Origin of the sequence: Casimicrobium huifangae (assembly GCF_009746125.1) — a bacterium.
Classification (GTDB): Bacteria; Pseudomonadota; Gammaproteobacteria; order Burkholderiales; family Casimicrobiaceae; genus Casimicrobium; species Casimicrobium huifangae.
The window spans coordinates 3,193,456-3,214,740 of the sequence record NZ_CP041352.1 but is presented as its reverse complement, the minus strand read 5'-3'; the positions used below and the strand labels follow the sequence as shown (position 1 = coordinate 3,214,740).

Annotated in this window: 24 protein-coding genes and 1 tRNA gene; 13 read left to right on the top strand and 12 right to left on the bottom strand. The window is 59.9% G+C overall.

Annotation, left to right across the window (positions count from 1 at the left end; translation table 11 throughout):
- Positions 1-57: 57 nt before the first annotated feature.
- From FKL89_RS14520 to FKL89_RS14465, 12 genes are all read left to right on the top strand, one after another.
- Positions 58-615: a DUF3305 domain-containing protein gene (locus FKL89_RS14520; RefSeq protein WP_238363371.1), complete on the top strand. Its 558-nt coding sequence runs from the start codon at positions 58-60 to the stop codon at positions 613-615.
- The gene (locus tag FKL89_RS14515; RefSeq protein WP_162527530.1) at positions 608-1,369 is read left to right on the top strand and encodes a DUF3306 domain-containing protein; all 762 of its coding nucleotides are present in this window, start codon (positions 608-610) and stop codon (positions 1,367-1,369) included. Before FKL89_RS14520 ends, FKL89_RS14515 begins: the two co-directional genes overlap by 8 nt.
- 35 nt (positions 1,370-1,404) lie before the next feature.
- Positions 1,405-3,444, top strand: a complete 2,040-nt coding sequence (locus FKL89_RS14510) for a 4Fe-4S binding protein (protein WP_238363370.1) — start codon at positions 1,405-1,407, stop codon at positions 3,442-3,444.
- Entirely contained in the window at positions 3,441-4,094 is a 654-nt protein-coding gene (locus tag FKL89_RS14505) for a TorD/DmsD family molecular chaperone (protein ID WP_156863483.1), read from the top strand. The genes FKL89_RS14510 and FKL89_RS14505 overlap by 4 nt, the downstream gene beginning before the upstream one ends.
- 32 nt (positions 4,095-4,126) lie before the next feature.
- Positions 4,127-4,333, top strand: a complete 207-nt coding sequence (locus tag FKL89_RS14500; protein ID WP_156863482.1) for a formate dehydrogenase — start codon at positions 4,127-4,129, stop codon at positions 4,331-4,333.
- Positions 4,334-4,384: 51 nt separating this feature from the next.
- The gene (locus FKL89_RS14495) at positions 4,385-7,303 is read left to right on the top strand and encodes a formate dehydrogenase subunit alpha (protein ID WP_156863481.1); all 2,919 of its coding nucleotides are present in this window, start codon (positions 4,385-4,387) and stop codon (positions 7,301-7,303) included.
- Between the two features lie 10 nt (positions 7,304-7,313).
- Positions 7,314-7,955, top strand: coding sequence for a formate dehydrogenase FDH3 subunit beta (gene fdh3B, locus FKL89_RS14490; RefSeq protein WP_181955199.1), 642 nt, complete (start codon positions 7,314-7,316; stop codon positions 7,953-7,955).
- Positions 7,952-8,173 (top strand): hypothetical protein, encoded by a 222-nt coding sequence (locus FKL89_RS14485; RefSeq protein ID WP_156863480.1) that lies wholly within the window; start codon positions 7,952-7,954, stop codon positions 8,171-8,173. Before fdh3B ends, FKL89_RS14485 begins: the two co-directional genes overlap by 4 nt.
- Positions 8,174-8,201: 28 nt before the next feature.
- Positions 8,202-9,260 (top strand): formate dehydrogenase subunit gamma, encoded by a 1,059-nt coding sequence (locus FKL89_RS14480; RefSeq protein ID WP_156863479.1) that lies wholly within the window; start codon positions 8,202-8,204, stop codon positions 9,258-9,260.
- The gene (locus FKL89_RS14475) at positions 9,260-9,661 is read left to right on the top strand and encodes a hypothetical protein (RefSeq protein WP_156863478.1); all 402 of its coding nucleotides are present in this window, start codon (positions 9,260-9,262) and stop codon (positions 9,659-9,661) included. The genes FKL89_RS14480 and FKL89_RS14475 overlap by 1 nt, the downstream gene beginning before the upstream one ends.
- Before the next feature lie 65 nt (positions 9,662-9,726).
- Positions 9,727-9,814, top strand: a tRNA-Ser gene (locus FKL89_RS14470).
- 252 nt (positions 9,815-10,066) lie between these two features.
- A complete protein-coding gene (locus FKL89_RS14465; protein ID WP_156863477.1) occupies positions 10,067-10,843 on the top strand; it encodes a hypothetical protein in 777 nt (258 codons plus the stop codon).
- Here the strand turns inward: FKL89_RS14465 and FKL89_RS14460 are convergent.
- From FKL89_RS14460 to FKL89_RS14420, 9 genes are all read right to left on the bottom strand, one after another.
- Complete coding sequence (locus tag FKL89_RS14460; protein WP_156863476.1) at positions 10,833-11,120, bottom strand: hypothetical protein; 288 nt, start codon at positions 11,118-11,120, stop codon at positions 10,833-10,835. The genes FKL89_RS14465 and FKL89_RS14460 overlap by 11 nt on opposite strands.
- Positions 11,117-11,428 carry a hypothetical protein gene (locus tag FKL89_RS14455; protein WP_156863475.1) on the bottom strand — a complete coding sequence of 104 codons (312 nt, stop codon included), beginning with the start codon at positions 11,426-11,428 and terminating at the stop codon, positions 11,117-11,119. Before FKL89_RS14455 ends, FKL89_RS14460 begins: the two co-directional genes overlap by 4 nt.
- A 186-nt stretch (positions 11,429-11,614) precedes the next feature.
- Positions 11,615-12,094, bottom strand: a complete 480-nt coding sequence (locus FKL89_RS14450) for a hypothetical protein (protein ID WP_156863474.1) — start codon at positions 12,092-12,094, stop codon at positions 11,615-11,617.
- 2 nt (positions 12,095-12,096) lie between these two features.
- Positions 12,097-12,252, bottom strand: coding sequence for a hypothetical protein (locus tag FKL89_RS14445; RefSeq protein WP_156863473.1), 156 nt, complete (start codon positions 12,250-12,252; stop codon positions 12,097-12,099).
- The gene (locus FKL89_RS14440) at positions 12,249-12,638 is read right to left on the bottom strand and encodes a hypothetical protein (RefSeq protein ID WP_156863472.1); all 390 of its coding nucleotides are present in this window, start codon (positions 12,636-12,638) and stop codon (positions 12,249-12,251) included. The genes FKL89_RS14445 and FKL89_RS14440 overlap by 4 nt, the downstream gene beginning before the upstream one ends.
- Positions 12,635-12,859 carry a helix-turn-helix transcriptional regulator gene (locus tag FKL89_RS14435; protein ID WP_156863471.1) on the bottom strand — a complete coding sequence of 75 codons (225 nt, stop codon included), beginning with the start codon at positions 12,857-12,859 and terminating at the stop codon, positions 12,635-12,637. The genes FKL89_RS14440 and FKL89_RS14435 overlap by 4 nt, the downstream gene beginning before the upstream one ends.
- Before the next feature lie 105 nt (positions 12,860-12,964).
- Positions 12,965-13,816, bottom strand: coding sequence for a hypothetical protein (locus FKL89_RS14430; protein ID WP_156863470.1), 852 nt, complete (start codon positions 13,814-13,816; stop codon positions 12,965-12,967).
- Between the two features lie 18 nt (positions 13,817-13,834).
- The gene (locus tag FKL89_RS14425; protein ID WP_156863469.1) at positions 13,835-14,137 is read right to left on the bottom strand and encodes a hypothetical protein; all 303 of its coding nucleotides are present in this window, start codon (positions 14,135-14,137) and stop codon (positions 13,835-13,837) included.
- Between the two features lie 50 nt (positions 14,138-14,187).
- Complete coding sequence (locus tag FKL89_RS14420) at positions 14,188-15,441, bottom strand: tyrosine-type recombinase/integrase (RefSeq protein WP_156863468.1); 1,254 nt, start codon at positions 15,439-15,441, stop codon at positions 14,188-14,190.
- 489 nt (positions 15,442-15,930) lie between these two features.
- Between FKL89_RS14420 and FKL89_RS14415 the strand changes: the two genes are divergently transcribed.
- The gene (locus FKL89_RS14415) at positions 15,931-16,776 is read left to right on the top strand and encodes a HoxN/HupN/NixA family nickel/cobalt transporter (protein WP_156863467.1); all 846 of its coding nucleotides are present in this window, start codon (positions 15,931-15,933) and stop codon (positions 16,774-16,776) included.
- Between the two features lie 215 nt (positions 16,777-16,991).
- Here FKL89_RS14415 and FKL89_RS14405 read toward each other — a convergent pair whose 3' ends face one another.
- The 3 genes from FKL89_RS14405 to FKL89_RS14395 all read right to left on the bottom strand — a co-directional run bounded on the left by FKL89_RS14405 (position 16,992) and on the right by FKL89_RS14395 (position 21,069).
- Complete coding sequence (locus FKL89_RS14405; RefSeq protein WP_238363609.1) at positions 16,992-19,211, bottom strand: TRAP transporter large permease subunit; 2,220 nt, start codon at positions 19,209-19,211, stop codon at positions 16,992-16,994.
- An 8-nt stretch (positions 19,212-19,219) separates the two neighbouring features.
- A complete protein-coding gene (locus tag FKL89_RS14400) occupies positions 19,220-19,825 on the bottom strand; it encodes a TRAP transporter small permease subunit (RefSeq protein ID WP_156863466.1) in 606 nt (201 codons plus the stop codon).
- Between the two features lie 128 nt (positions 19,826-19,953).
- Positions 19,954-21,069, bottom strand: coding sequence for a TRAP transporter substrate-binding protein (locus FKL89_RS14395; protein WP_156863465.1), 1,116 nt, complete (start codon positions 21,067-21,069; stop codon positions 19,954-19,956).
- Positions 21,070-21,285: the final 216 nt, after the last annotated feature.

Below are 21,285 nucleotides of genomic sequence, written 5' to 3'. Positions count from 1 at the left end.
ATGCGTTGCAGGTTTTCACGAATCGTTAATCACGCGGTATTCTGCTAGATTCGTTGCGTGAGTGCCGTTGTAACCCCTGCCGATCTCCCTGTTGCCGACGTGGCCTCGTGGTCGGTGACCGTCTGTTTTCGCCAGCGGCCGGTGCAAAGCCGGTGGGTCGATTTTGAATGGGAAACCGCGACGGTCGAAGTGGTGGCAACCGCGCAAAAGCTGGTGCCCGCAAATGCTGCCTTCGAGGAGATGATTGCTGGCGAGACCCGCTGGTGCTACACGGCGCAGCCTGTCGATCTGCATCCGTCGGAGGGGGAGGGCTACTGGCTCAACCTCAATTCCCCCGCACCCTGCATCTTCGTCATGTGGCGCCTGGAAGAGGGCGATCAGGTCCCCCGACCAGTGGTGGTGACACTCTCCTACAACGAGGCTGGCCGCATGCTCGACGCCGGCGACCACGTTGACAACGTGCCCATGCCTGCAGAAATGCGTGACGTGCTGATCGCCTATACCGCTGCGCACTACAAGCCCGAGCCGCGCAAGAAGGTGCGCCGCAACGATCCGTTCCGCGAAGGCGCCTTCCGCCGCGAATCATCGTCGGGATCGGGTGAATCGCGTGGCTGAAAAAAGTAACGAGCTGCCAACGTCTACCGCAGACGAGCGCTTCACGCTGTCGCGCTGGTCGCGACTCAAGCGCGGCGCCGGGGCTGTGCCCGCTGTCGCTACGGACGAAGGCCCTCTCAGCCCCAAACCATCATTGGACGCGGCGCCGGGGTCTGCCGCGTCTGCAGCGGCCAGTGGGCCAACCGCCGCTGCCGGGGACTTGCAATTGCCTCCGCTGTCGTCGATTTCGCTGAATGCCGATTTCACCCCTTTCATGCAGGCGAAGGTACCGGCAGCGCTGCGCCAGCAGGCCCTGAAGGCCCTGTTCCGCGAGCCACACTTCAATGCGATGGACGGGCTCGACACCTACATCGACGACTACACGCAATTCGAGCCGATTGCACCCGAGGTGCTGGAAAAGCTCTCCGCCTGGCAGGCGATCAAGAATCCGCCACAGATGGTGGTCGCCGACGGCGGCTATGCGGTCGATGTGACCAGCGACGAAGGGCGGGCGATTCTCGCTGCCCGCGCGGCGCGTGACGCGGAAGACAACCCGCAGGAGGACAGTGCGGCCGAGGCCGCTGCCGACTCGCCTGACACCCCGCCGCCGCCCGCTTTGCATGCCCGGTATGGCACCCGTGTTGGCGACTTTTCCGCAGCTACGGCTGCTGACCCCGAACCTGCGCTGACCGATCCCGTGCCTGATTCAGTGACCCCGGTACCCGCACACGCCGGCAGCACTGGCGCTGCGTCAGACAAACCACCTGCACCATGACCCGAAATGCTTACCTGTGCTCGTGCAATCGCACGATGCCCTTTGCCGCGACCGCGCTGACCGAGGCCGCGCGCGCTGCTGGCGCCGACCGCGTTGAGACTTTCGAGGCCATGTGCCAGCATCAGCTCGAACGCTTTGGTGCAGTCCTTGAAGGCGATGCCGTTGTGGCCTGCACGCAGGAAGCGCGCCTGCTGACCGAGGTGGCCGCCGATTTGCCCAAGGTATCGACTGTCCGCTTTTTCAATATCCGTGAGACGGCCGGTTGGGCCACAGAGGCACCGTTCGCGACGCCGAAGCTCGCTGCCCTGATTGCCAGTGCGATGTTGCCGGACGCCGAGCCCACCACGCAGGTGAGCTACAAAAGCGCCGGGCAGACGCTGATCATCGGTGCGCTGGCCGATGCGATAGCCGTGGCCAATCTGCTGAAGGGGTCCGTACCGGTCAGCGTGCTGGCAACGACTAGAGAGGGTGACACAGCCGGCGAGTTGCCCGCCACGCGAGATTTTGCGGTGGTCACTGGCTCCAAGGTCCGCGCGACGGGATGGCTGGGCGCGTTCGACGTGCAGTGGCAACAGGCGAACCCGATCGACCTTGACGCATGTACCCGCTGTGGCGCCTGCGTGAAGGCTTGTCCGGAGCAGGCCATTGATGCCAGCTTTCAGGTCGATCTGCAGAGGTGCAAATCGCATCGCGCCTGCGTCGCAGCCTGCGGCGAGATTGGCGCGATCGACTTTTCGCGAATTGAAGCTGAGCGCAGCGGCCGTTTCGACGTTGTTCTCAATCTCACCGCGCAACCGCTGTTCACGCAACACCAGCCGCCGCAGGGCTATTTTCAGCCGGGCGACGATGCCATGGCGCGTTTGCGTGCGATCACGGAAATCGTGGCGTTGACCGGTGAGTTCGAGAAGCCGAAATTCTTTGACTATCGCCCGCGCATTTGTGCGCATGGCCGCAATCGCAAGAGCGGATGTACGCAGTGCGTCGATGTCTGCTCTACGCGCGCCATCGCGTCAAGGGGGGACCAGATTGAGGTGTCGCCGCAGCTTTGCATGGGCTGCGGTGCCTGCACCACCGTGTGCCCATCCGGGGCGCTGAGCTACACGGTGCCGCGCGTGGCTGATCTCGGAGCGCAGATCAAGACGGTGCTGCGCACTTACCACGGTGCTGGTGGCAAGGATGCCATTCTGCTGCTGCACGACGGCGAGCAGGGCGCAGCAGCAATCGCCGCGTTGGCCCGCCACGGCGAAGGCCTGCCAGCACGCTGCATTCCGCTGGCGTTGCATCACGCGGCGGCGGCCGGGCTTGACGTCTGGCTCGGTGCCGTCGCCTACGGCGCCACCGAGGTCGCGGTGCTGGTCACACCGTCGGTGGCGCCGGAATACCTGATCACGCTCAGCGCGCAGGCGGCCGTCGCGAATCGCATACTCGCTGCGCTTGGCTATCAGGGGGCACGCGTCCGCATTGTGGATGAGCGCGAGCTGGCGTTCCCGGCCTGGGCCGAGACGCGCGGCCTGGGCGTACGCGTTGCGGCGGGCTTTAACCTGAGCAACGACAAGCGTGGGACGCTGGACGCTGTTTTTGCTCATTTGCATGAGCATGCACCGACACCAGTGCCATTGATCTCGCTGGACGCCGGGGCGCCGTTCGGGGCGATTGCGGCGGATGCGGATCGTTGCACGATGTGCCTCGCCTGCGTGGGCAGTTGCCCCGAGGGTGCGCTGGCTGATAACCCCGAAAAGCTGGAGCTTCGCTTTGTCGAGAGCAAGTGCGTGCAATGCGGGCTATGCCAGAAGACCTGCCCGGAACGGGCGATCACGCTGGTACCGCGACTTAACCTCGTTGCTGAAGCGAAAAAGCCGGTGGTGCTGAACGCGGCGGAAATTCTTAATTGCACACGTTGCAGCAAGCCGCTGGGTGCCAAGAAGATGATTGAAAACATGGCTGGCAAACTCGCCTCGCACAGCATGTTCGCCGACGAACGGTCGAAGGCCCGCATCTTCATGTGTGCCGACTGTCGCGTCGCGGACCTCTACAGCGAAGAAAAGCCGCTGGACGTCCGGGACCTGCCACGATGAGCGATCACGACAACACAGCCGCTGGTGCGGCACCGGTCTCTTTCCGCACGTGGATTTCGCCGGAGGATCACGGTCGCGCCAATTTCTACGCGCTGATTTCGCGGCTGTTTGCCGATGCTCCGGACGCCCCCTTGCTGCGGGCGATCGCAGGGTCGCCGCCGCTTGCTACCGACGACGACGGCATGCCGCTGGCGCTGGCGTGGTCACGCCTTATCGCCGCGTGTACCGTTGTGGACGTTGATGCCGCAGCGGCGGAGTACGAGACACTTTTTGTCGGCGTCGGCAAGGCGCCGCTGAATTTGCATGCTTCCCACCACCTGACCGGGTTCATGATGGAGCAGCCGCTGGCGGATGTGCGTACCGCCCTTGCAACACTAGGGTTTGCCCGCGTCGGAGCACAAACGATGGTCGAGGATCACCTGTCTGCTCTGTGCGAAGTGATGCGCTTGCTCATTGTGGGCGGCAGCGGGGTTGAGCCAGCGCCCCTTGCCGTGCAGCGCCGGTTTTTTGAGGCACACATCGCGCCCTGGTTTGATCGATGTTGCGCCGCAATAGCGGAATCCTCGCTTGCCAATTTCTATCGCGTCGTTGCACAATTCACATGTAATTACTTGCAGATTGAGCGTGACGCGTTCGCAATTGGCGAGTAGCTGCATACCAAGTTGTGCCAAGGAGTGTTCACATGAAAAACGGTAAGTCCGGCGCTGATCTCAAGCGTCGCGGTTTTTTGCTGGCTGGTGGAACTGGCGCGGTCGGCGCCGTGGCGGTTGCCATGTCACCCACGTCGGCGCCGGTGACCACTGCGGCCAAGCGCGCGCCGGTTAACGGAGACGCCGGTTATCAGGAAAGCGAACACGTTCGCACCTACTACGATCTGGCGCGCGTCTAGGCGCACTCGCGGCGATTGCGTCGCCGCTCCAAGGTTTTACGGAGATTCATCATGCTGGTTCGCAAATCTCACCACGTTGACGGCACGCCGCTGTCTGCCCCTACCGTCCGCCGCTTCAGTGCAAGTCGCCAGAGCAATACGCTCGACCGCCGCAGTTTTCTCAAGCGCTCGGGCATTGGCCTTGGCGCCGGTGCGTTCGCCAGCCAGCTGCCGCTGGGAGTGATCGGCAAGGCGGAAGCTGCCGACGCACCTGCCGCAGGTGCAAAGGCGGAAGTCAAGCGCACGGTTTGCACCCACTGTTCGGTCGGATGCGCTATTGACGCAATCGTCGAGAACGGCGTGTGGACGCGGCAGGAGCCGGTTTTTGATTCGCCGATCAACCTCGGCGCCCACTGTGCCAAAGGTGCCGCGATTCGCGAGCACGGCCATGGCGAACATCGCCTGAAATACCCAATGAAACTGGTGAACGGCAAGTACGTTCGCATCAGTTGGGAACAGGCCATGAGCGAGGTGGGCGACAAGCTGCTCGACCTGCGCAAGACGGCCGGGCCGGACAGCGTGTTCTGGGTTGGTTCGTCGAAGCACAACAACGAACAGGCCTACATGTTCCGCAAGTTTGTGAGCATGTTTGGCTCCAACAACTGTGACCATCAGGCCCGCATCTGCCACTCGACTACGGTCGCCGGCGTAGCCAATACCTGGGGCTACGGTGCGATGACCAACTCGTACAACGACATGCAGAACACCAAGTGTGCGCTGTATATCGGTTCCAATGCCGCCGAGGCGCACCCGGTGTCGATGCTGCATATGCTGCACGCCAAGGAAACCGGCGCCAAGATGATCGTGGTTGACCCGCGCTATACGCGCACGGCTGCGAAGGCGGACGAATACGTGCGCATCCGCTCAGGCTCGGACATTCCGTTCCTGTTTGGCCTGCTGCATCACGTCTTCAAGAACGGCTGGGAAGACAAGAAGTACATCAATGATCGTGTCTACGGCATGGACAAGATCAAGGAAGAGGTGATGACCAAGTGGACGCCGGACAAGGTCGAAGAGGCCTGCGGCGTGCCCGAGGCGCGTATGGCCGAGATCGCGAAAATGTTCGCAACCAACCGGCCGTCCACCATCGTGTGGTGCATGGGGCAGACCCAGCACACCATCGGTAACGCGATGGTTCGCGCCAGCTGCATCCTGCAACTGGCGCTCGGCAACATTGGCGTGTCCGGCGGCGGCGCCAACATCTTCCGTGGTCACGACAACGTTCAAGGTGCCACCGACGTCGGCCCCAATCCGGATTCGCTGCCCGGTTACTACGGCATTGCGACCGGTGCCTGGAAGCACTGGGCAACGGTGTGGGGTGTTGACTACGAGTGGCTGAAGAAGCAGTTCGCCTCGCAGGCGATGATGGAAAAGCCTGGCATGACGGTGTCGCGCTGGATCGACGGTGTGCTCGATCCGAACGAGACCATTGATCAGGATTCCAACCTGCGCGCCATCGTCTATTGGGGCCACGCGCCGAACTCGCAGACACGCGGCCCGGAAATGAAAAAGGCGATGGAAAAGGTCGATTTGATGGTGATCATCGACCCGTATCCAACGGCCTCGGCGGCGATGCCCGATCGCAAGGACGGTGTTTACCTGTTGCCGGCGTGCACCCAGTTTGAGACCAGTGGCTCGGCCACGGCATCGAACCGCTCGATCCAGTGGCGCGAGCGGGTGATCGCTCCGCTGTTCGAATCACAGACTGATCACGCGATCATGTACGCGTTCGCGAAGAAGTTCGGCTTTGCCGAGCAGTTCGCCAAGAACTGCAAGATCGTGAAGCCTGATGGCGAGCGCAAGTGGGAAGAACCGTTGATCGAAGACATTCTTCGCGAGATCAACAAGGGCACCTGGACGATTGGCTACACCGGGCAATCGCCGGAGCGCCTGAAGCTTCACATGAAGCACATGAACACCTTCGATCCGAAAACGCTCAAGGCGAACGGTGGTCCCTGCAACGGTGATTACTTTGGCCTGCCGTGGCCCTGCTATGGCACCCCGGAAATGAAGCATCCGGGCTCGCCCAATCTGTACGACACGTCCAAGCATGTGATGGACGGTGGCGGCAATTTCCGCGCGAACTTTGGCGTCGAGCGCGATGGCGTGTCGCTGCTGGCCGAAGACGGTTCGTATTCGAAGGGGGCCGACCTGACGACTGGCTACCCTGAGCTTGATCACGTGTTGCTCAAGAAGCTTGGCTGGTGGGACGAACTCACCGAAGCAGAGAAGAAGGGCGCCGAGGGCAAGAACTGGAAGACTGACCTCACGGGCGGTCAAATCCGTGTATTCATGAAGAACCACGGCTGTCATCCCTTTGGCAATGCCAAAGCGCGCGCGGTTGTATGGAACTTCCCGGATGCAATTCCGCAGCACCGTGAACCGCTCTATGGCACCAGCGCCGAACTGGCGAAGAAGTATCCGACTCATGCCGACAAAGGCGGTGCCTTCTGGCGACTGAAGACGCTGTACAAGTCAGTGCAGGACAAAGCAGTGGCTGACAAGGTCTATGAAAAATTCCCCCTGGTGCTGACCTCGGGCCGCCTTGTTGAATATGAGGGTGGCGGCGAAGAAACTCGCAGTAACCCTTGGCTGGCCGAGTTGCAGCAGGAGAACTTCATCGAGATCAACACGAAGGACGCCAATGATCGCGATGTGCGCAACAACGACTACGTGTGGGTCAAGGCGGCGACTGGTGCACAGATCAAGGTGAAGGCGCTGGTTACCGAACGTGTCGGGCCAGGAACGACCTTCATTCCGTTCCACTTCTCGGGGTGGTGGCAGGGCAAGGACCTGCTCGAGAAATATCCCGACGGTGCAGCCCCAATCGTGCGTGCTGAAGCAGTCAACACTGCAACCACCTACGGGTACGACTCGGTCACGATGATGCAGGAAACCAAGACCACGGTTTGCCAAGTGGTAAAGGCCTAAGGAGAACGTCATGGCACGAATGAAGTTTATTTGTGACGCCGAGCGCTGCATCGAGTGCAATGGCTGTGTCACTGCCTGCAAGAACGAGCATGATGTTCCCTGGGGTGTGAACCGCCGCCGCGTGGTCACGCTCAATGACGGCATCGTTGGCGCCGAGCGCTCAATCTCGGTCGCCTGCATGCATTGTTCGGACGCGCCTTGCCAGGCGGTGTGCCCCGTCAACTGCTTCTACAAGACTGAAGACGGTGTCGTCTTGCACGACAAGGATCTCTGCATTGGCTGCGGTTACTGCTTCTATGCCTGCCCGTTTGGTGCGCCGCAATTCCCGCAGGCGGGTGCATTCGGCCTGCGTGGCAAGATGGACAAGTGCACGTTCTGCGCCGGTGGTCCCGAGAAGGATCACAGCAAGGCTGAAGTCGAGAAGTACGGCCGCAATCGTCTCGCCGAAGGCAAGCTGCCGGCGTGTGCAGAAATGTGCTCCACCAAGGCATTGCTGGCGGGCGACGGTGATGTGCTCTCCGACATCTATCGTGAGCGCGTGATGCGGCGCGGTCGTGGCGGTGACCTCTGGGGGCATGCCACCGCATACGGTCGCCCGGACGCCAAGCAGGCTGCCCCCGCAGCGGCTCAGCCGGCAGCGCAAAAATCATGAGCAAGCTTGTTTTCATCACCACTGGCGCAGCGGTCGCCTTGATGTTGTCCGCTTGCGGCGAGCAGCCGCAAACGATCGCCGCCAAGCCGGGCACCTCGGCCGCCAAGCCGGACGACAAACCGTATAACAACGAAAAGTTCAACAACGATCGTGCAACCTGGGAAAAGCAGTTGCGCGCGCGTGCTGACAACCAGAACGAATACAAGCGGGTCAATTGAGCCTGATGGCTGTACCAGGGAGCGGTTTATGAAGCGCTTGATTGCGTGGGTGGGAGCACTGGCGCTCGGTGGCTCACTGCTGGCGGGCACAATGTCTGCCCAGCAAAGCTCCGGGCCGTCGCTGCCTCGTGAAGAGCTGACGCAGCAACAGCAGCAGCGTACCGTGCAGCAGCCGTACAACAACGCGCCGATCTGGAAGGAAGTGCGTGGTGCAGTTCAGGGCTACGCCAGCATTCCGGCGCCGGAGGCGGGTGTGCTGATCCAGGATGGCGGGCAGAACTGGCGGGCTTTGCGCAACGGCAAGGTGTCGGTCATCGGCGGCTGGGCGCTGGTGGTCATGGCGCTGGTGGTCGCTGCGTTCTACATGTGGCGCGGCACGATCCAGTTGCATGAGGCGCCGTCTGGCCGGATGCTGCCGCGTTTTTCGGTGGTTGAACGCATGTCGCACTGGACAACGGCGATCACGTTCTGCGTTCTTGCTGTATCCGGATTGATCATGGCGTTTGGCAAGACGCTGTTGATCCCGGTGTTCGGCTTTACGCTGTTCTCGTGGCTGGCGATCATCGCCAAGAATCTGCATAACTTCCTTGGTCCGCTATTCGTGCTGAGCTGTATCGTGACTTTCGTCGTGTTTGTTCGCGACAATGTGCCGAAGCTCGTCGACATCAAGTGGGTCGCCAGTTTTGGCGGGCTTTTCTCGGACGGGCATGTGCCCAGCGAAAAATTCAATGCTGGTGAGAAAGTCTGGTTCTGGGGTGGTGTGACGGTGCTTGGCCTGGTGGTGGGCATCTCTGGCCTCGTGCTTAACTTCCCGAACTTCGGACAAACGCGGGCTACCATGCAGATAGCGAGCCTGGTGCATCTGGCTGGCGCCATCCTGTTCATGCTCGGTGCGCTGGGGCACATCTACATGGGCACACTCGGCGTGGCGGGCGCCTATGGTGCGATGAAGACCGGAGAAGTTGACGAGGTGTGGGCGAAAGAGCACCACGAGATCTGGTACCACAAGGCAAAGGCTGAGGCTGCGAAACCTCAGTCGCAGACGCCTGCCCAAGGCAAGCCGGCTATTGTCGGAGGAGATGATTGATGAAAAGACTGAATCACTGGCTCGTGCTGTGCATCGGCAGCGCCCTGACCACGTTGGCGATCGCGAAGTTGCCGACGCCTGTTCTCACCGACGAACAGAAAGCCAAGGCCGAGGAAACCAAGGCAAAGGCGGCTGAAGTTGCCAAGAAGGAAGCTGCGGACCTCGGGCGCTATCAGGACAAAAGCGCAGAGCGCTACTTCCGCGAAATGAAGGCCGCCGGCAAGACTGTGCCGCCATCAACATGGGTGCCCCCAGCGCCACCGCCGGTAGCTGCGGCGCAACCGTCGTCTTCTGAAGCATTGGGCCAAAAGCAGGCAGCGGCGCCAAAAACACAGAACACCGCGAATCCGGCGGCGGCGAAAGCGAGCACCGGCGCCAAGCCGACGCCAGCCAAGGGTTGAGACGACGCAACACGTAATCTCGCGGCGGTGATGGTGCAGTGATCTTGCGCTACAATCATCGGTTCGGAGAGGTGGCAGAGTGGTTGAATGTACCTGACTCGAAATCAGGCGTACCGCAAGGTATCGGGGGTTCGAATCCCCCCCTCTCCGCCAAGACCATAAGCTAAGGCCCTGATTTTCAGGGCTTTTTCGTTTCTGGGCTAGGCGAGTCCCCCAAACTGTCCCACAGTGAGGCTCTCCGTTGCGAGCGGTTGACGCTGCCATTCTCGCTGTTGCTGTTGCGCAACACCCTCGCGCGCGTGCGCCTGCGCGGATCGTATTTTTGTGCGTTCACCGATAGCCATGCGGGTGCGATTTGTCAGCCCTGAGCCAACGACAAAGAGCGTTGTAATTTGAGATAAGTAATTGATTTACAAGGATTTTTCCGTCCTCGCGCGCGTGCCTGCGCGCGGAATCGGGAAGTTGCCGCGCATCAAGTGGCTATTTGGCCTTTCATGCGATGATCAAAGCTTGCGATTGGAGGGGCTTATGAGAGTGTTGGGGCTGCTGCTTCTGGCAACGGTTGCGGGATCGGCGCACGCGACCAACGATTGGCCAAGCGACTTCTTCGGGACCACCGCAGTAAAGGCAGAACCGATTTACACCCGTGGCGAGTTAGCTGGATGCTCCATGTTGTTCGCTGCGACAACGAAAGACACTGCTTACTGGCGCGGTGAGGTCGCAGTGGTGCGCGGCGCTTTCGTCCTGAATCTGTTTGGGAAACCCGGCGAAAAGTTCATTGCGCCCGCGTTGAGAGTCGGCGTGTTCAAGCCCAACGCTGACGGGTCTATCGGAGCCAGTAAGGCGCCGGACTTTATCTACGCGGTTGGATCAGCAGGATCGACAGCAAAGGATACGGTCGCCTCGCAGCCGTCGGATGAGCCCGGATACGTTGTTGCCTCCATCAAACTCGACAGTGCAATCATTGGCCTCATCGCTGACGCTTCGCTGGGGAAGTCAATAACGATTGGCTACAGTCGTGGTGAAAAGGGAATTGACCAACGAGTTGACGTGGACTTATCTGTTACCAACACTGACATGCGCAACGGAAAATTTGTAAGGGAGCGTTCAACTCAGCCCGGCAGTGCTTTCGAGGACTGTTTCACCAAGTTGGTTAAAGAGCTGACGATACCTAAGCGTTAGCTGGCTCAACTAACAGAGTTACGGCACGCGCCCGCATCAACACCTTGCCGACGGGTTGCAAAGCAATTTCTCCCGTGACGGTGAGCATCGCGCCCGCGTCCAACTTGCGCAACGTCCGGCCTAGATCGTCGTCGGTCGTTTCGATAAGCACCTGCGTTGCCCGGTTTGCGGCGTCGGTCGCGATCATCGTGGCAGTCGTGATCGTCGTGACGCGCGGCATCTTGATATGCCATTTGGCTTTCTCCTTCAGTCTGCCAGAGACCATGCAAGCAATCATTTGCTGTCGCCTTTCTTCTTGTTGAATTGATGCCACCATTGGGATAGCTCGGCGTCGGTCATTTCATCTAGTTCCTGCGGCGTCGCTTGCCCGTCCGGGATGTAACCTAAGCCCCGCTTGTACCAAGGTTGATTTGGTACGTCGGCGGCCTGAACGACGATTCCCGGTTCGCTAGGCCCGAGCAGGCCCCTTCGTGTTGTAACTCCCGGCGTAACGTCAGTGTTTCCAAGCAAGCCGGTTCCGCTTGCTGGTCGCGATGACAGCCAACCGAAAAGACGCTGAAAAAATGGGTCGCGTGAGTCAATCATGATGTTCTCCTGAGTTTTCGGTGTGAAGATCATCCTTGCAGGCTTCTCACTTGAGACCGTGCAAGATGGTATTTCTAGAAAGGTCTACAGCAGGCGTAGTAGGGGGGATTGAAATTGGCCCGCGATAGCTACAGCAGGCGTAGTAGCAAGGCCGCCTTTTGGATTTCCCTACTACAGCGGGCGTAGCTATACGGTCTCCTCTACTACAGCAGGCGTAGTAAGCGATTCGTTTTGCGACGGCAGTTTGCCGATGACAAACGGCATCGGTTCAAGCAGTTTCCATGCGCCGCGCGGGAACGTGCGCCGGGTGACTTCTAATCGCGAGTCCTCATCGAGATCGTAGAACGTCACAGCAAAGTAGCTGACACGATTTGGACGTGAACCCATTCGTGTTTCGTGAATCAGCTTGCGCGCTACCAGCTCCTGCTTTGCCTTGAACAGTGTCGCCTCGCTTTTCCATCCGCGTTTTTTCATTTGGGTAAACGGACACGCGAGAGCACCATTGTTTTTCCCGTTGTACTGTGCCAACAGATCAAACAAGAGCATGCGGGCGTGTGCGGATAAACCGACGTATGCGACCGATTGCAACACCACGCAAGGCACAGGAACGAACGCATTGCCGTCCCTGCGCTCGCGGGCGCCTTTCCACTTGGAAGGCTTGCCCATGACTACAGAATCGCTTCCAAGGCCCGTTTAGCCTCAAGAAACGCGATCAGGCCGGACAATTCAGCCGTGGACATTAAGGCCAGGTCGTGAACGGCACCCATTGCCGGGAAGCGGGCGCATAGTTGCGCTGCCCATTCGAGCAAGTAGGCGCGGGTCATTGTTCGGCCTCGTCACGTTGTCCGAGTGCTGCGCGGGCGCGCTTCAGGTTGTCCGGGTTCGGGTCAAGCCAGTAGCGCATTACCCTCGTCGTCGCCTGTCCCTTGAGGCAGGGCACGGTTTCAAACTTTCGCCCGCACTCGATGCCGAGGTCACGCCGTAGGCTCGCAATCGACGTGTGTAAGCAGTGATCGTGAACCGCTGTTTCCGCCTCGAATCGGTTCAATGAACCGACGTTCAGCAGGTAGCGCAAAACGGATTCCCATTTCTTGCCGGGTAAGCTAGCATTTGCCCCGTAGCTGGTTTGCTTTGCGAACCCTTCAGCGCCCGTCTGCAAACGGGCGTTGTCGTTTTCATGGGTAGCGCCTTGCGGCGCTCCCGTGGTCATGCGGTCTCCTTGGTGCGGTACTCAACCGGTTGTAGAGCGTCCCGCCATGCGATTAGCTCGCTCACTTTCCAACCGCGACGATTCGCGCCGATTGGGTAGGGCTTAGGGAAGGTGCCCTCGCTCATCCATTTGTAGATCGTGCTGACGCCGGGGCCACCTGCGAATTCGCGCGTGGCTTCAAGGTTCAGGAAGCCGTCTGGTGATTGCAATTTGTCTTGCATTGTTGCCTTTCAATCACGCTGCTCCCGGTGGAATTACCGGGCTACAGCGCAATTCAGGCGCATGCTACAAACCGACTTTCACGGGTTCGATAAACCGTGAACGAATCAGCTTTTCGGGCGTAACTCCGACACCAAATTTCGAAATCTGGGCATCTTCATTTGCACGGTTTCCCGTCGGTCGCGTCGCCGTATTTCGGGTTCATAGCCCATGTATCTAGGCCGGTGAAAGTCGTATTTATTTCCAATCGCCTGCTTTGCCAACGCATCAAAAACTTCGTCGGCAGATGCCTTACTGTGTCTCAGCAAATAGCTTTCGATTGCCTTAGAAATGTCGCTCCGCTTCTCCTTTCGGGTCTGGTTCGTTTCGAAGCGTTCGTAGGCTTTCAAGCGTGGTCGGGCGTAGTCAATTTCCTGTTGACGCAGAGCCAAAGCACGCCCTTGCTCATCAATTGCAACGCGGCTTTTGTCGAGGATGCTCTCAAGCGCAATCATGCGCACTGGCTTCCACGCAATGTTCATCATCGCCTGTGCGAACAGCGCAATGTTGGTCATCGCCGCGTCAACTTTGAAGGTCTTTTTGTCTTGTGCGCCCTTGAGTGTGACTAGCGCGGCATGGCAAGCAACCAAAGGCCAGTGTTCTTGCGGATAACGACTGTCGCGCATGCCAGCGATGACGAACTCGAATGCGAGTGCAAGGTAAGCATCAACCTTTTCGTTCGTGTCCGGGTAGCCATGCTTCGCGATGTAGCTATCAATCACGCGATTGAAGATTGTCTTGTCGCGCTCTAAATCATCGTCGGACATGCCCACGGCAGCGCGTTGCTGTTGGCAATCATGCGCGGTCAAGTTGAGCATCGCAAACGGAGACCGGAAAGGTTGACCTGTTGTCGTCTGTTGCCGGTAGTAGCTGGCGTTTTTGCTGTCAGCGGTCTCCGCCGCCTTGGATGACTTTCTCACTGTCTTTCCCCGTTGACCCTATGGGCGCGGTAACACATAGACGCGTTCGCGCAGGTCGGTCACCGCCATATCGGGCTCGCCAATTGCCGACATGATCGCGGAATTGAGCGATTTGATTCGCGCAACGATACCGCGAAGCGCGAGCGATTCCGTTCCGGGCGGGATATTGGATAACGCGATGTCCGCAAGCCCTTCGATTTCCCACGTCGCGTTCAGTGCGATGTCCGCGCGTTCGCCGGAAATTGAAGTCCTAGAATCAGTTTTAGCCATGATGAAAAAACACCTTTCGTTTTGGTCAGGCGGGCGCGATGTTGTTGTCATCGCGTCCCGTCGCATGCCCTGAATACTCCGCGTCAGGGCTTCGCGGTTTTCTATGCCTTTGCCTTACGATTGATCGGCGTCACGGTCGCAGCGTCGTTCGGCTTCGTGTTGCAATACGTGGCCCATGCGCTCATCAGGCGGGCGCGCTTCTCTAGCAAGTCGCTACGTTGATAGGCCTGCTCGGTGTCGCTGCCAATCGTGTGGGCAAGCGCCATTTCGCAAACCTCGCGCGGGAAGTTGGTTTGCTCTGCTGCCCAATCGCGAAAGGTTGACCGGAAGCCATGCGGGGTTATGTCGGCGCGCTTCATGCGCTTTAGCAGTTGCAACATTCCCATGTTTGACAGCGGGCGCGGGCGTCCTGCGGTGCTGTTCGGCGACGGGAAAACGTAGTCATTGACGCGCATTGCGTAGCAGTTGCGCAGCACTTGCAATGCGGGCGCCGACAACGGGACGCGGTGCTCCTTTTTCATTTTCATTCTGCTTGCAGGAACAGTCCAGACTGCGGCTTCAAAGTCAATTTCTTCCCACGTTGCGCCGACGACTTCGGCGGTACGCAGTCCGGTGTAGATGACAGTTTCGAGTGCGCGCGCTGCGGTCGCGTCAGAGTTCGCCAGCAGTTGCAAAAAGGCGTACACGTCGCGATAAGGCAAGGCCGGATGATGTTCGACTTTGGCAATCTTTCCCGGCTTCGGCAGCAGCTTGTCCAGATTGCCGCGCCAGCGTGCCGGGTTCTCGCCGCTGCGCAGCTTTGAAGCGGTAGCCCAATCGAGAACCGCCTCAATGCGCCCGCGCACGCGGCTAGCGGTTTCCGTTTTGGTTGTCCAGATCGGGGTTAGCGCCTTGAGCACTATGTCGGTGTCAACGGCCTGAACCGGCAATGCTCCGAAGTGCGGCGCTGCGTAGGTGTCTAGCGTGCTGCGCCACTGTGCCCGATGCTTGGTGTTCGTCCACTCTGCAGACTTTGCCGCTAGGAAGCGGTCAACGCAATCGCTGAATGTGCTTTTCCTCGCCTGCGCGACTTTCTTGGCTTGCTCGCGTTCGTCGCGGGCTTCAATGGGGTCCACACCGTCCGCAATGCGCTGGCGTTCAGCGTTGCGCCGTTCGCGAGCGTCGGCAAGGCCAAAAGCAGGGTAGGGGCCTAAGCCCATCTCGCGGGCTTTGCCTGCGACCATGTAGCGAAGAATCCAAGACTTCGCGCCGCTCGGCTTCACGCACAGGTAAAGCCCGTTGCCGTCACCGTGATAGCCCGGCTTCTTAATTGCCTTGACGGTGCGGTCGGTCAGTTTGTCGATTGCCTTAGCCATACTGCCCCATATCGGTGCTGGGTTGCAGGGCTAGGGAGTCCCCCAAAGCGTCCCACAAACCATGCCTAGATTTTGTGGGACGGCGCTGGAAGCGTCAAGAATTACATTCGATGTGGATTGGCTATTTTCCTATGGGAAATGGCGCTGCTTTGGATTCTCTGGGACGGGTTTGGAAGACGGTTTGTATGCCCCCCTCTCCGCCAAGATATATCGCAAAAAGCCCCGCAGTGCGGGGCTTTTGCTTTCGCGGAGCCTGGACTGGCAAGCGCATACGCCACGACATCGTTGGCGCCTGCTTCTGCTGTAGTGGATCGCCTTCGACTCGAACTCGACGGCAACGTACACAGACGCCATCGGCCGCGGTGAACCGCAAGCGCGCTTGACGCACATTGGTGACAAGGGTGGCACGATTTGTGTATCAAGCAAGCGGATCTTATTGAGCATAAGGAGCCGTACCGTGGATAGTCAGTGTTGCTGGCCGGGTTGCCCATGAGCCCAACGGAGATTCCGCACGATCTCGGCGGTATTGCTGCCGTGGCGTTGCTGCTTGGCATGAAGCACGGATTTGATGCCGATCATCTGGCTGCCATCGACGGCCTGACCCGTTGCAACTACGCCACGCGCCCGCGCCTCGCACGCCTGTCCGGCGTTCTGTTTTCGCTCGGACACGGCGCCGTTGTCGTCGCTATGGCGATGATCGTGGCAACGCTGGCGCAGGCGTGGCGAGTGCCCGAATGGCTGGAGTCGTTCGGCGCCTGGGTATCGATTGTTGTGCTCTGCCTGCTCGCGGCGTTGAACATTGACAGTGCGCTCTCGACGCCGTCACATCATGTGGCCCGGCTGGTTGGCTGGCGAAGCCGCCGCTTCTCGCGTTTGCTGACCAGTGGCAATCCTCTGGCCGTGGCGGCGATTGGTGCGCTGTTTGCGCTTTCGTTCGATACCCTGAGCCAGGCTTCGCTGTTTGCCGTGGCCGCCAACCCGTTTGGTGGATGGATGACGGCGCTCTTGCTGGCGAGTCTGTTTGTCGTCGGCATGCTGCTGTCGGACGGCCTGAACGGCATCTGGATTTCGCGTCTCATTCGCCGCTCCGATGAAACTGCACGTGTCGCTTCGCGGGTCATGGCGGTCGCGGTGTCGGCGGTCAGCCTGCTCACGGCGGCGTTCGGTGCCAGCAAGCTGCTGTTGCCGCAACTGGATGCCTGGGCCGACGGCAAGGAGTTGTGGGCGGGCGCCTTCGTCATGCTGATCATTTTTTCCGGCTTTCTGCTCGGGATGCGGCTGGCGCGCAGGCACGAGGCAAAGGCGTCTGCTGCGGCTGCGGTGCCGCCGAACTGATCCGACTGGCGCTCGCCGCGCGGCCGCAGGCGCGATCACGAAGATCCTGATCGAGCGAATCGCCGCAGACCGAGTTTTCCGGGGCGATCAGCTTTTTGCTGAACGCCCTATTCAACGAGGCCTCCAGGCTCCTTTCGACCAAATCTCGACTTTGCCAGAAATAACGGCTACGCCCTCAACCAACGGTCGTTGTGTGGAAAAGCTGCTGACCCTGACTACTTGTAAAGCACCTCGGGCAGCCACAGACCGATCGCCGGGAAGATGTAGAGCAGCAGCAGCGCGATTACCTGAATCACCATGAACGGCATCATGCCCGCGAAAATCTGGTTCAGCGTGACATGCGGTGGCGCTACGCCCTTGAGGTAGAAGGCGGCCATCGCCACCGGTGGCGACAGGAATGCGGTCTGCAAATTGAGCGCGACCAGCAGCCCGAAGAACAGCGGATCAACGTTGAACTTGGCCAGCAGCGGGATGAAGATCGGCATGAAGATTACGATGATCTCGGTCCATTCAAGCGGCCAGCCGAGGATGAAGATGATGAATTGCGACAGCAGCATGAACTGTGTCGTCGTCAGCCCGAGCGAAAGCACCCATTTTTCGATCACTTCCTGCCCGCCCAGCAGCGCGAACGCGGCCGAGAAGATCGATGAGCCAACAAACAGCCAGCACACCATCGCCGACGTCTTGGCGGTCAGGAATACCGATTCCGACAGCACACCTTGCAGCTTTACCTGAACAGTCGCCAGCGCGCACCAGACGACAAAGGCGGTCATCGACAGCCAGCCCAGCCACATCGGTACCGGACTGACGATGAACTCGGACTTCAGCAGCGCAAACCAGACCACGGCGGCCAGCACCACGGCCCATAGTGGCAGCCACAGGCGCAGTATCTTCGTCCGCTCGGCTGCGGGGCGCGCGATGGCGAGGTAGGCTGCAGCGAGTACGAAACCACCGATCGAGCCGACGGCAGCGGCCTCGGTCGGCGTGGCGAGCCCAAATACGATGGTGCCGAGCACCGCCAGAATCAGGAACGCCAGCGGAAAGAACGAGGCCAGCAGCAGTTTGTAGACTTCGTAGCGCTGCCAGTCGAGCACCGCGTAAAGCAATACCAGCGCCGCGACCACGATGCCGAGCGTCCACCAGAACCAGCCAGGAGCGGGAACTGTTTTCGCGCCCTCCGCTGCTGGCGCCGACACGGCACGGCTTGCGTCGCTGCCCGCCTTGGTGCCATCGGTGGCGGCTTTCATGGCGGCAGTGCTGGCGGTGGCCTCCTTGCCGTTATCGGTGGGCGGTTCCTTGAGGTCGGCGGGCGGCTCCTTCAGCTCCGAAAGGGAGGAGGCCGCTGGCGGTTCCTTGACACCGTCGGCGGTGGGCTCCTTGAGTTCGTTGCTGCCCGCCGCATCGTTGCCTGAGTTGGTCTTCGCGGCGTCGCTCGCACTGCCCATTTCGACCAGACCAGTGGTTTCGACGGCGGCAGGTTCCGTGGTCACGGCGCGATGAATTGCCAGCAGCAACAGGCCGAATACGATGGCTGGCAACAGCGCCACCAGCAGTTCCTTGAGCAGGCTTTTGCGCCCGATGGCTGCCGCACGGTGTCCGCGAACCGCGGTCAGCAGCGCCGGGAGCGCTCGCTGGCCCGGCGCAGTGGCAACAGCTGCCGGTACTGCAGAAAGCGCCACCACACGGTCTTCGGCCGACAGCGGCGGCGCCAGCTTCGGATTGAGTTTCGCACGGATCATCACGTAGACGATGTAGAGCACCGCGAGCATGATGCCGGGGAAGAATGCACCCGCGTAGAGCTTGACCACCGACACGCCTGCCGTGGCGCCGTAGACGATCAGCATGACTGACGGCGGAATCAGGATACCAAGGCAGCCACCGGCCGTGATGGCACCAGCGGAGAGCTTCATGTCGTAGCCAGCGCGCATCATTGCGGGCAGCGCGAGTAGCCCCATCAAAGTGACGACGGCGCCGACGATGCCCGTCGCTGTGGCGAAGATCGCGCAGGTCACCAGTGTGGCGACCGCCAGTGAACCGGGTACACGGGCCAGCGCGAGGTGCAGTGATTTGAACAGTTTCTCGATCAGGTTGGCGCGTTCAACCAGATAGCCCATGAAAACAAACAGCGGTATTGAAATCAGCACTTCGTTGGTCATCACGCCGTAAGTGCGTTGCACCATCAGGTCCAGCGTGTGCTTCACGGCGACATTGGGGTCACCACCTTTCTGGGCGAAGTAGGCGATGAAAGCGAAGATTACGCCCATACCCATCAGCGTGAACGCCGTCGGGAAGCCAAGCATGATGGCGACCACCACCAGCGCCAGCATCATCAGGCCATAGTGGCCCAGGGTCATGCTGCTCCACGGCATGAGGATCAGCGTGGGCAGCGCGATGGCCGCCATGATGATGAGCCCGAACCAGAGTTCCTTGCGCAGTTTCAACATTACCGTGCTCCCTGTGCGCCGGCGTCGGTACTACTGGTATGTGACGTGACCATCGCTTTCAGCTTGTCGACATCGACCTCCTCGACGTCCTCCTCGCGCGAGGGCCAGTCGCCTGTTCTCAGGCAGATCACACAGCGAACGATCTCCACCAGACCCTGAATGAGCAGCAGCAGGCCCGCTGCCGGGATGATTGCCTTGAACGGATAGATCGGCGGGCCGTCGGCGGCAATCGACGAACGTTCGTTCTGCGCCAGCGAGGTAGTGAAGAAATCCCAGCCGGCATAGACCAGTGCCACGATACCGCCGACGAAAAACAGCAGGTACAACATCAGATCAAAAAATGCCTGGGTGCGTGGCTGGAAGAAACCATACAGGACGTCACCTCGCACATGGCCGTTCTTCGACAGTGTGTAGGCACCTGCCAGCATGAACAGCGCCCCGTAAAGCATGTTGCTCGCATCCATCACCCACGGATGCGGATTTGACAATACATACCGCGAGAACACTTCCCAACCAATGAGCAGGGTCAGCGCGACAATGCTCCACGCAGCGAGTTGGCCCACGCGGGTCGAAATTTTGTCGACCAACAGCAAAACGGATTGCATTCAGATCTCCTCGGACACGGTGCACTGCAATTGCGCTGACCGCAGTATTTCCGGCGACTTGGCGGTCGCCCGACATAAAAAAGCCCCCGGGGTGCTTGCACTGCGGGGGCTGATTCGTGAGCCGTGATTTATGACTTCTTGCTGGTGGCGTGGCGGAACGCCATCTTGAAGTCGACGTTGGTGTCGTTCTGCCAGCGGCAGGCGCGCATCGCGAACTTCTCCATCGATTCCAGCACTTTCTTGAACATCGCGTTCTCGGCCGACTTCTTCTTGGTGATGTCGTCCCAGGCCTTGAGCTGCGCCTGCAGGATGGCATCGGGTGTCTTGTAGAACTTGACACCCATCTTCTGCAGCTCGATGTAGTCCTGCGAGTAGCGGTCGATGGCCTTCCAGCTCATGTCGGCCGAGGCTGCCTGTACAGCATTGCTGACTACCGCTTTCAGATCAGCCGGCAATGCGTTGTATTTGGTCTTGTTGAACAGGATCTCGAACTGTTCGCCGCTTTGATGGAAGGACTGCAGCATGCAGACCTTCGATACATCCGGGAAGCCGAGCACCTTGTCGGAGCTGGTGTTGTTGAACTCGGCGGCGTCGAGCAGGCCACGATCCATCGCCGCCACGATCTCACCGCCTGGTAGTGCATTCACGGCTGCGCCAAGCGCAGTGAAAATGTCGATGGAGAGACCGACCGTGCGGTACTTCAGGCCCTTGAAGTCTTCAACCTTGGTGACGGGCTTCTTGAACCAGCCCAGTGGCTGTGTTGGCATCGGGCCGTAGACAAACGACTGCACATCGAGGTTGAGGCCCTTGTAGATTTCGTCGAGCAGAGCACGACCACCGCCGTATTCGTGCCAGGCAAGCACCATGTTGGCGTCCATGCCGAATGCCGGGCCGGAGCCCCAAAGCGCCATGGCGGAATTCTTGCCGTACCAGTAAGCGAGTACGCCGTGACCGCCATCGAGCGTGCCTTTGGATACGGCATCAATCAGGTCAAATGCCTTGACCACGGCGCCTGACGGCAGCACGTCGATCTTGAGGCGCCCCCCCGACATGTCATTGACCTTCTTCGCGTAGTCGAGCGCGTACTCGTGAAAGATATCTTTCGCGGGCCAGGTGGATTGCCAGCGGAACGTGATCGGCGATTGTGCGACGCTGACCATCGGCGCGGCGCCCACGACGGCACCGCCGACGATGGTGGCGGACTTCAGAAACTTGCGGCGATCAATTGTTGTTTCATCGGACATGGGAGCCTCCTTGTATGCAGATCCGCAGTGGACCTTGTTGAGTAAGTGTCGAGCCGGAAGCGCTCGGGCCATTGGGCGCATGCAACGCAATTTCTTACGAGTCCTGCGTTTCGCAGGCGACGCAAACGATCAGTGGCGGCAATAGAATTCTGAAACTCGCCTCAACATGCTGTTTCAGGGCTTACCCGTAGCTGGCTGAAAACAGGTTCCATTTTT